Raw genomic sequence first — 9,742 nt, 5'->3', positions numbered from 1 at the left:
CCTACACCACCGCCTGGGGCATGACCAACATTTACTGATAAATATATATCCGGCAATAAAATTTCGAGTCGAAATCTGGTGGGAGGGCAGGGGGCAGGACGATACCGAAAGCAACGTCGCCCTAAATTATAAGAGGCTCAAAGCAGGGGAAGAATGGAATGGTACCGTAATGATAAGGCTGAAATTTGCACACTTTCCTGCACACTTGACAAAAAATTCAAAATTTTCTTTTGTAAATAAGCGTCTTATAATAAGAGTCGCTGGACTCAAAATCCGATTCTGGCAACAGAGTGTCGGTTCGATTACGGCCGCCCGCACCACAGTTGCCGGGCAACCCGCAGATATTGTTTATGCAATTTTTCGTGAACTATCTTCCGGAACCGAGACCATTGCATTAGAGAGGAAAGCTAACGTTGTTCCCGGATGCCGATGGGTACAACCTTTAGGAGGTAGTCGGTGCTCTTTTCATGTCTTTGGCGCGCTCTCCCGCCGGCATCGAGGGGGCTCGGGGCGTTTTCCGGCGACCGGCGCGGTGTCACCTCGCTGGAATACGCGCTGATCGCGGTTATCATGGTAATTGCCATGCTGGGCGGATTGGGCCTTATCGGCGGCGATCTCTCCACGACCTTCAGCCAGGTCTCCTCCGAGCTTTTAGATAGGCCCTGAGGGTCGTCTTTGGTCTCTTGAGCCGCATCGTAGCCTTATCCGGTGGCTGCTCCGGTTTAATTCATTGGATTTGTGCGGACGCAGGGTTTAGGCCGCCCGTCAAATCGTAATAGAATTTTAAAAAACGTAAGTATCGGAATTTTAATTCAAGCAGTTCTTGCTGTGGGCACTGTTTATTGCGTCGGTACCGTAAAAGCGAGGGTGTAGTCCAGGCGCAAAGCTAATAACAACATGTTGGTTTGGTTTGACAGTCTTGTCAAATTTTTGTGTATTAGGCGTGCCGCCGTTACGGGTGGATGTGATGGCGCAGGTTGATTGAATTTAATTGTGTGGTTCGGCTCTGGATTTTATGTCCTCGTCAACCAGTGCGTTTTGTAAAGGAAATGTCCATGCTCGTTAACTTTGTGCGTTCTGCTCTTGCTCTGACGCTGGCCCGCGACACTCGCGCGGTCACCGCGATTGAATACGCCCTGATCGCCGCCCTGATCGCTGTCGTGATCATCGCCGCGGTTACGACGCTCGGGACTAACGTTTCCGGCACCTTCAACACCGTCGCGTCCGAACTTTAAGTTCATATCGCGCTGGTTGAGGCGGCAATCTGAAACCGGCTGGCAGAACTCCTGTTAGCCGTTTTTTTATTAACAACGAATCGGCTGCGCGGCGTCATTGCCAGACACGTCATGACCTGTGACGCGTATTTTTTTTATTAAAAAGAGCGATTTAGCGGCGTTTAGCGCAAAAGACGGCAAGACTTTAAAGCGCTTTTGGGCTAATCTGTTGTTAATACTTTCGTTACTTGGCTTGACGGCAAAGCCAAGTGCGGTGGTGCAGGGAGGCTTGAGCGATCATGCGTCGGCTTTTTGATCGGAGGTTCGGGTGGCGGCAGCGTTAGCTATTCCGGCGGTTCTCTTGCTGGTCTACGCGGCCCTGCATGATCTGGCGGTGCGGACTGTGCCGAACTGGCTGCCGCTGGCTTTGCTTGCGTTGGGTGTTTGCGCCCGCCTGCTCGACCACTCCCTTCTTGCAGCGTTGAGCGTGGCTGCTGTCGCTTTCGTGTTTCTGTTCGCTATTTGGGTGGCTGGGGTGATGGGTGGCGGGGATGTCAAACTGTGGGCCGCCACGGTGCTCCTCATTCCGCCTTCGTTGCACCCAGAGTTGTCATTTTTCCTGAATGTCATCCTCTTTGGTGGAGCTCTGGCTCTGGTTTACCTTGCCTTGTCCTTTGTTGTGCCTTCGCCGCGCCCGTCCCGCGCGGGCGGGTATCTGCGGCGGTTCTTCCGCGCCGAGATGTGGCGGATCGGCCGCCGCGCACCGTTGCCGTATGCCTGTGCCATTGCCGGCGGCGCTATCGCCGCCATTCTGCCCAACCAGCTACAGCCGTAGGTAAACCATGGTTTTCCGTCTTGGCATTTTTGGTGTTCTCATCGCCGCGCTGATCGCGGTGATGGTGTTCGCTTATTCGCTTCTGAACCAGTCGAAGCCGGCGGCCCAGCAGGCCGTTCAGGCGCCGCAGATCGAGCAGGTGCTCGTCGCGGCGCAGCCTCTGCCGGGAGGCAGTCTGCTGCAACCGTCACAGATCACCGCGGCGGCCATACCACTGAATGGAGCGCCAGCCGATGCGCTGGTTGACACGCCGCAGAACCGCGCCGGGCTAACCGGTTCGATGGTGCGGACGGCGCTGGCGCAGGGCGCGCCAATCCTGAACAGCGAGGTGATCCATCCGGGTGATCACGGCTTCCTGGCGGCGGTGCTGGCGCCGGGTATGCGGGCCGTGACGGTGGCTGTGGATAATGTAACCGGAGCCAACGGGCTGATCTGGCCGGGGGACAATGTGGACGTGCTGCTGACTCAGTCGATCGGCGGAGCGCCGGACGCCAAGAGCATTGCTGCCGAGGTTGTGCTGAGCAATGTCCGCGTCATCGCTTCCGGCGCGCAGGTGATCAAGGATGCCAGCGCCGGCGCCAGCGGCGGCCCGCCGGTGCAGACCGTCACGCTCGAAGTCACCCCTGACCAGGCGTCGCGCTGCCTGGTAGCTACCAGCCTGGGTAAATTGTCGCTCATCGTTCATTCGGCGGAGACGAACCCGAACGGGACGGAGCAGGCCTCGGCCCCGCCGCAACAACCGGTCTGGGCGGGCGATGTGTCGCCGGCCTTGGCGAATGCCCATCCAGAAGTGCCGGCGGTGTCCACCGTCAATGTCATTTCTTCCGACGCTACGGGGGAGTTTAAGTTTTGATGCGCGGCATGAAGATCTCCGCGGGTGCATGGCTCGCCGTTGTTGCCGGGTTTGGCGCTTCTGCCTCCATGGCCTTTGCTCAAAGCCAGCCTGAGGATACCAGTGGCGCAGCGGATGCGCCCGCAGCCACCGCGCCGTTGGCCGCGCCCGCGCCGGTTCCACCTGCTTATTTCGGATCGGTTGCTTTGGCCAAGGGTAAGGGCAAGCTGGTCAAGCTGCCGCGTGCCGTCGCCAATCTGTTTGTGGCCGATGACAGCATCGCCTCGGTGCGGCCTGCCAGCCCGGACGTGATGTTCGTTTTCGGCAAGACGCCCGGTACCACGGATGTGGTGGCCACCGACCAGGATGGTAACCGGATCGCCCAGTATTCAATCACGGTTAATCCGTCAGACTATCAGGATTCCCGCTTGCAGGAGCAGTCCCAGGCGGTGGCACCCGGCAACGGCGTGACGGCCGAGAGCGAACCAGGGGGGATGATCGTCAGGGGTACGGTGAACACGCCTGAGGAAGCCGATAACGTGATCAACCAGGCCAAGGCGATCTCGGGTAACACTGTAATCAACGATCTGACTGTCAACGAGCCGATTCAGGTCCAGCTGAAGGTGCGCATCGCGTCGATGACGCGCTCCGTCACGCGCGAGTTGGGTATCAACTGGAGCTCAGTTGGCGCGGACGGCACCTATATTGGCAAGTTCGCGTTGGGAATTTCGTCCGCTTCCACCCCAGCCTCTCTGTCCTCGGTTTCTCCTGGCACCGTTGGGGTTACCTTTCCCGGCGGCACGTTCGAGGGGGTCATCGACGCGCTGGCAACGGATGATCTCGCTCATGTGTTGGCGGAGCCGACGCTGACCACCCTGTCGGGCACGCAGGCCAATTTCCAGGTTGGCGGGCAGTTCCCGATTCCGACATCCTCCGGAAACAATGGCTCCGTGTCAGTGACTTATAAGAATTACGGTGTCCTGCTCAGCTTTATTCCAACCGTATTGTCCGATGGCCGGATTGCCTTGCAGGTGGCACCGCAGCTGAGTGAGATCAGCGCGGCGAATTCCTCCACCGTCAGCACCGGGGCCGAAGGCGAGGTCTTTTCCGTACCCTCCCTCACCATGACCGCTGCATCCAGCACCGTGATTCTGGGCAGCGGACAGGGCATGGCCATTGCCGGTTTGCTGGAGGATACCACCAATCAGGTTGATAATGGTGTGCCGGGTCTGAGTGAGGTGCCGCTGCTCGGGGCGCTGTTCCGCGGCGACGCGTTCCAGCGTCAGCAGCAGGAGCTGGTGATCACGGTCACGCCTTATCTCGTCAGCCCGGTCGATAACCCCGCGAGCATTGCTTCGCCTGATGATGGCTGGACGCCGCCGAATGATTTGCAGCGTATATTGCTGCTTCGTAATAACGGTACCGACACCGCCTCGACCCGGATTCCGGGCGATGCCGGGTTCATGGTGCAATGAAGGAGACGATGCGTATGCGCTCGGCCCTGTTCTTCTCGTTCTGTGTTGTGTTGCTGACGCTTACCGGCTGCCAGGGGGCATTCAACCCGTTCAATCGTCCCGGCAACTGGTCGGCGACCGGGGCGCCGAACGAAGCGCTCGCGCAGCAGGTGGCCAACAAGTCGGATCTGCTCCAGGGCCAATCCGAGCCGGGCAGCAACGGCATTGCCGCGGTGGCCGGTGTAGAGAAGGCCATGACCGGCGGCACCGCCACGGGCCTGCAGACAACTATGACCCCGGCATCGTCGTCGGCCAGCCTGAATGTTGGTCAATGACCATGGGCCGGCGTTTCCGGTATAGTGGATAGGAGGCTTCATGAACCAGCAAGGCGCTCGCAATGTGCAGGGTGAAGATGGCGGTCTGGTCAGCCGGCCCGACCGCCTGACCGTTCTGGCCTTCCTGAGTGATCCCGCCACCGAACAGGTGCTGCGCGATGGCCTGGGTGAGCTTGTCGCTAATGGCATCGAGATCCGCCGCGGCACTATCCGCACGGCGGTCGCCGCCATGGCCAAGACGCAAACCCCCGAGGTTCTGATCGTCGATATCGCCGGCGAGGAGCAACCGCTCCACGCGCTGGGCGAACTCTCCGACGTGGTGGAGCCTGGCGTGCGCGTGCTCGTCATCGGCGACAACGACGATGTCGATTTCTACCGCCACATTACGCGCGGCATGGGCGTGATGGAGTATCTGTTCAAGCCGATCACCCGCGAGGCGGTGGCGCGGCATTTCGCGCCGCTGATCACGCGCAAGACCATAGGCCAAGATGCCACACGCGGCGGGCGCGTCATCGCCGTCCTGGGCGCGCGCGGTGGGGTAGGGGCTACCACGATCGCTGGCAACCTCTCCTGGCTGCTTGGAGTCATGGCGAAGCGCCACACCGTGTTCGTGGAATCGGACATCCATATGGGCTCCGGCGCGCTGCTGCTTGGCGCCAAGACAGGCCCCGGCCTGCGCATGGCGCTGGAAACGCCGGACCGTATCGACCCGCTTTTCGTTGAGCGCGCCGCCCAGCCAGTGGCGGAGCGCCTGCAGGTGCTTGCCTCTGAAGAAAAGCTGACCGAGCCGCTGCATTACGCTCCGGGCGCGGCACGGCGCCTGATCGAGGCGTTGCGGGTCCGGTATAATTTTATCGTCATGGATGTGCCGTTCCTGCCGATGCCGTGCAACCGCGAACTGATTGAATTTGCCCATCACCGCGTCATCGTCATGGACCCGTCGCTGGCCTCTGTGCGTGACACGCTGCGCCTGCTCAGCCTCCCGAACGGCCCCTGGCAGCCGCAAAGCCCCACGATCGTACTCAACCGTCAGGGCCGTCCCGGCGGTCTGACACGCAAGCAGATCGAGGAGGCGCTGAAGGTCAAAATTGACATCGTGATCCCGGATATTCCGAAGCAGCTGAACGAGTCCGCCAGCTTCGGCGAGCCGGCGATCGCAACGCGCGGCCCGTTCCGTCAGGCGATCATCGATCTCTCACGCGAGATCGGCTTCGTGGCTGCCCGCGAGGATGCAGTCATCGAAGGTTCCGCGCAGCTCACTTCCGTCGGTGGCATCTTCAAGATGCTCGGCTTCAGCAAGGGGTAATATCGAATGTCCGATGGCAGCCTGCCCACATTTGGCCGTCGGCGTGTTGAGTCCTCGGCCACGCCTGCACCCGCAGCCGTACCTTCTGTTTCCCCGCAGCCCGCGCCGCCGCCCCAGGTGGATGGAGCCCGCGTTCCCGCGGACGGTCCCGTTACCGTCCGCCCGGAGATCGCCGAGCTGCGCAATCTCTGCCTGGCGCGCATGGATGCGACCGCAGTCGCCTCGCTGCATCCCGACCGCCTGCTGATCGAGGTCGAGCGGCTGATCGGGGATCTCGCCACGGAAAAGCGCGTGCAGTTGAACGCACGCGAGCAGCGCAACCTCGCCACCGAACTGGTGGACGATATGCTCGGCCTCGGCCCGCTGGAGCCGCTTCTGCTTGATGACAGCATTACCGACATCATGGTCAACGGCCCGAACCACACCTTCGTGGAACGTGGCGGCAAGCTGACCCAGGTGCCGGTGCGGTTCCGTGACTGGACACATCTCACCAATATTGCACAGCGCATCGCCGCCTCCGTCGGCCGCCGCGTGGACGAATCCAGCCCGATGTGCGACGCGCGTCTTAAGGACGGCTCACGTGTCAATATCATCCTGCCGCCGCTGGCTATCGACGGCCCCTCGATCTCGATCCGTAAATTCTCCAAGAAGCCGATCGATTTCGAGAGGCTGATCGGCTATGGCACGCTCACCCCGCCGATCGCCCGCGTGCTGGAAATCGCGGCGCGCTGCCGGCTGAACATCATCGTCTCGGGCGGTACCGGCTCCGGCAAAACGACCATGATGAACGCGCTCTCGCGCTTCATCGACGCGTCCGAACGTATCGTTACGGTGGAGGACGCCGCGGAACTCCAGCTGCAGCAGCCGCATATCGTGCGCCTGGAAACCCGGCCCCCGAGCCTGGAAGGCAAGGGCGAGATCACGGCGCGCGACCTTGTGCGTAATGCGCTGCGTATGCGCCCCGACCGCATCATCATCGGTGAGGTGCGCGGTGCAGAAGCATTCGACATGTTGCAAGCCATGAACACCGGCCATGACGGCTCGATGTCGACCATTCACGCCAACAACACCCGCGACGCCTTGGCGCGTGTCGAGAACATGGTGCAGATGTCCTCGATGGGTCTTACCCCGCGCGCCATCCGCCAGCAGGTGGTGTCCTCGGTCAACATGATCGTGCAGGTGGAGCGCCAGCGAGATGGTGGCCGCCGTCTCGTGCAGTTGACCGAGATCGCCGGCATGGAAGGCGAGACGCAGTTGCTCAACGATATCTTCAAGTTCGAGGTCACGGGCGAAACGGCCACCGGCCGCCTGACCGGCCGTTACGAGGTCAGCCGTATCCGCTCCACCTTCCAGGAGCGTCTGCAATATTACGGCCTGGACCGCGCCTGGATGAACGCGTTGGACGAAGCCTGATGCTCCCGCAAATCTTCCTGCTGCTCGCCGTTGCAATAGTCCTTCTGGCCGCGATCACCGCCTATGCGATGATGATCGTGAAGGAGAACGAACGCCAGGAGAAACTCAAAGGCCGCCTGCAGGACACCGTGGCGCCCTCCGCCAGGCCGACGAGCCAGGCGGATGAGGATTTCTCGCTGGTGCGCACCGCCTCGCACATCGAGCAGATGAAGCAGCGCGCAGCCGGGATCATTGGCGTTGATCTGGAACAGGCGGAAACCTACCCGATCAAATGGTGGCTGGTGCCGTTTATCACGGCGGGGGTGACATGGTTCCTCATGTTCATCGCCTCGCACCCGCTTGGCAGCCACAAGTTACTGTGGTTTTTCGTCAAGGTTTTCGGCACGCCGGTCGTCTGGTGGATGCTCACGGGCTTTGCCTTCAACTGGTTCACCAACCGGCGCAACGCCAAGCTGGTGGAGCAGTTCCCGGATGCGCTGAGCACCATCGTGCGCTGCGTACGCGTCGGCATCCCCATGGGCGAGGCACTGCGCACGGTGGCCAAGGATGCGATGGAGCCGACCAAGCTCGAATTCACCATTCTCGCGGACAAGGTCTCGATCGGCGTTCCGCTCGATGTCGCGCTCCGTGAACTGGGGGAGCGCGTTAAGCTCACGGAATACCAGTTCTTTGCCACTGCCATCACGCTGCAGGCGAGGTCCGGTGGCGGCATCACGCAAACGCTGGAAACCCTCTCCGAAGTGATCCGCAAGCGTGTGGGCCTGAAGGCGCGCGGCTACGCGCTCACGGCCGAGGCGCGCACCAGCGCGATGATCCTCTCGGTCCTGCCCTTCGTGGCCGGCGGCGCGATCTTCGTGATGCAGCGGCAATACATCATGCTGCTGTTTACAACCTCTGGCGGCCAGTCGGTCCTCGGCGCCGCCATCCTGCTCATGTGCATCGGCATGGGCATCATTCAGTTCATGATCAGCAATGTCCTCAAGTAGCTCCGTTCCCATTTTTGGCATTCTGCTGCTGATCGTGCTGTTTTTCGCACTGCTGGCGGCCGTCGGCTTCATGCTGACCTATGAACTTGGCCGCACCGCGAAGCTGACCCGGCGGCTGGATCTGGTCACGCATGGCGGCCAGGAGGAACTCCCCGAACAAGGCGCGCCTCCCGGCGCGTTGCTGCTGCGGGTCATCTCCGCCTTCGGCATGGGCGTGGCGCGCAGCGGCTTGCTATCGCGCAAAACCCTGGCGCAAATGACCGCGACGCTGGAAGGGATCGGCTTCAAGGGCGGCAAGGGCCTCGGCCTGTTCATTGGCGCCAAGATCCTGCTGGCCCTCATCAGCCCGGTCATTACGTTCATCGTGGCGCAGCACGCGTTTGGCATGTCCGGAATGTGGCTGATCATCGCCACCGCCGCCGGCGCGATTGGCGGAATGCTCGCTCCGGAGACCATCGCCACCAATATCCGCACGAAGCATCTCGAGAAGGTTGCCGCAGGTGTGCCCGATGCGCTGGACATGCTGGTGATTTGCTCCGATGCCGGTTTGGCGTTGGAAGCCGGCATCGGCCGTGTGGCGCAGGAGATCGCGGGCCTGAACCCGGCGCTGGCGATGGAACTGCAGCAAACCTCGCATGAGTTGCAGATCGGCTCGGATATGCGCCACGCCATGGATTCGCTCGGTGACCGCACCGGTCTGGATACGCTGAAGCGACTGGCCACCACGCTCGCGCAGTCGCTGCAATACGGCACACCGCTCACTCAGGCGCTGCGCACGCTCTCCGCTGAATTGCGCGCCGAGGCGCTGGTGAAGTTCGAAGAACGCGCCGGCCGGCTGCCTACGCTCATGACCATGCCGATGATCCTGTTCATCCTCCCCTGCGTGTTCCTCGTGGTGGCGGGGCCGGCCATTATCAACGTCATGGCGACTCTGCACGGACAAAAGTAAAAGGTCTCATGGATAAAATTCACTTGGCTGAACCTGCCGTTTTCCGCCCGCGCAACAAGGCTGGCCTGGCCATGGCGTCCCTGGCCGCGGTTCTGGCGCTTACTGCCTGTGCCCAGCACCAGGCCAACGGCCCGCAGGCGAACACCGCCGCGCCGAGCGGCTCGATCGGCACCAACACGCTGAACGTGGCTGATGCCGCCATCGCGGGCGGAGATCCGAACATGGCTCTGTCGGTGTCGCAGTCCGTTCTGGCGAACGACCCCAATAACGTGGATGCCCTGGTGCACGAGGGTGACGCCTATTACGCGCTGGACCGCTGCCCGGCGGCGGAGGCGGCCTTCCAACTGGCGTTGAAGAGTGATGCTCATTCGTCGCTGGCGGAAGTCGGGCTCGGGCGCTGCCTGCTGAAGACCGACCC

At 61.4% G+C, this 9,742-nt stretch carries 12 protein-coding genes; all 12 read left to right on the top strand.

Annotation, left to right across the window (positions count from 1 at the left end):
• Nucleotides 1-559 (top strand): hypothetical protein (locus tag ACLPJJ_RS05965; protein ID WP_443590035.1); only part of this gene is annotated, 559 nt, incomplete at its 5' end.
• An 11-nt stretch (nt 560-570) separates the two neighbouring features.
• Entirely contained in the window at nt 571-666 is a 96-nt protein-coding gene (locus ACLPJJ_RS05960; RefSeq protein ID WP_443590034.1) for a hypothetical protein, read from the top strand.
• Between the two features lie 389 nt (nt 667-1,055).
• Nucleotides 1,056-1,235: a Flp family type IVb pilin gene (locus ACLPJJ_RS05955; RefSeq protein ID WP_443590033.1), complete on the top strand. Its 180-nt coding sequence runs from the start codon at nt 1,056-1,058 to the stop codon at nt 1,233-1,235.
• Nucleotides 1,236-1,575: 340 nt separating this feature from the next.
• Entirely contained in the window at nt 1,576-2,049 is a 474-nt protein-coding gene (locus ACLPJJ_RS05950; RefSeq protein WP_443590032.1) for an A24 family peptidase, read from the top strand.
• 7 nt (nt 2,050-2,056) lie between these two features.
• Nucleotides 2,057-2,902 (top strand): Flp pilus assembly protein CpaB, encoded by an 846-nt coding sequence (gene cpaB, locus ACLPJJ_RS05945; RefSeq protein WP_443590031.1) that lies wholly within the window; start codon nt 2,057-2,059, stop codon nt 2,900-2,902.
• On the top strand, nt 2,902-4,356 hold the full coding sequence (locus ACLPJJ_RS05940) for a type II and III secretion system protein family protein (RefSeq protein WP_443590030.1): 1,455 nt from the start codon (nt 2,902-2,904) through the stop codon (nt 4,354-4,356). The genes cpaB and ACLPJJ_RS05940 overlap by 1 nt, the downstream gene beginning before the upstream one ends.
• Entirely contained in the window at nt 4,353-4,670 is a 318-nt protein-coding gene (locus tag ACLPJJ_RS05935; protein ID WP_443590029.1) for a hypothetical protein, read from the top strand. Before ACLPJJ_RS05940 ends, ACLPJJ_RS05935 begins: the two co-directional genes overlap by 4 nt.
• Before the next feature lie 40 nt (nt 4,671-4,710).
• Nucleotides 4,711-5,976 (top strand): AAA family ATPase, encoded by a 1,266-nt coding sequence (locus ACLPJJ_RS05930; protein ID WP_443590028.1) that lies wholly within the window; start codon nt 4,711-4,713, stop codon nt 5,974-5,976.
• A 117-nt stretch (nt 5,977-6,093) separates the two neighbouring features.
• On the top strand, nt 6,094-7,389 hold the full coding sequence (locus tag ACLPJJ_RS05925; RefSeq protein WP_443590027.1) for a CpaF family protein: 1,296 nt from the start codon (nt 6,094-6,096) through the stop codon (nt 7,387-7,389).
• Nucleotides 7,389-8,375 carry a type II secretion system F family protein gene (locus ACLPJJ_RS05920; RefSeq protein WP_443590026.1) on the top strand — a complete coding sequence of 329 codons (987 nt, stop codon included), beginning with the start codon at nt 7,389-7,391 and terminating at the stop codon, nt 8,373-8,375. The genes ACLPJJ_RS05925 and ACLPJJ_RS05920 overlap by 1 nt, the downstream gene beginning before the upstream one ends.
• Nucleotides 8,362-9,324, top strand: a complete 963-nt coding sequence (locus tag ACLPJJ_RS05915) for a type II secretion system F family protein (RefSeq protein ID WP_443590025.1) — start codon at nt 8,362-8,364, stop codon at nt 9,322-9,324. The genes ACLPJJ_RS05920 and ACLPJJ_RS05915 overlap by 14 nt, the downstream gene beginning before the upstream one ends.
• A 23-nt stretch (nt 9,325-9,347) precedes the next feature.
• A partial coding sequence (locus ACLPJJ_RS05910; RefSeq protein ID WP_443590024.1) for a tetratricopeptide repeat protein occupies nt 9,348-9,742 on the top strand: 395 nt, incomplete at its 3' end.

The sequence above is a fragment of the Acidocella sp. genome, from assembly GCF_052326845.1.
Taxonomy (GTDB): Bacteria; Pseudomonadota; Alphaproteobacteria; order Acetobacterales; family Acetobacteraceae; genus Acidocella.
This window is presented reverse-complemented; position numbering and strand designations above follow the sequence as displayed.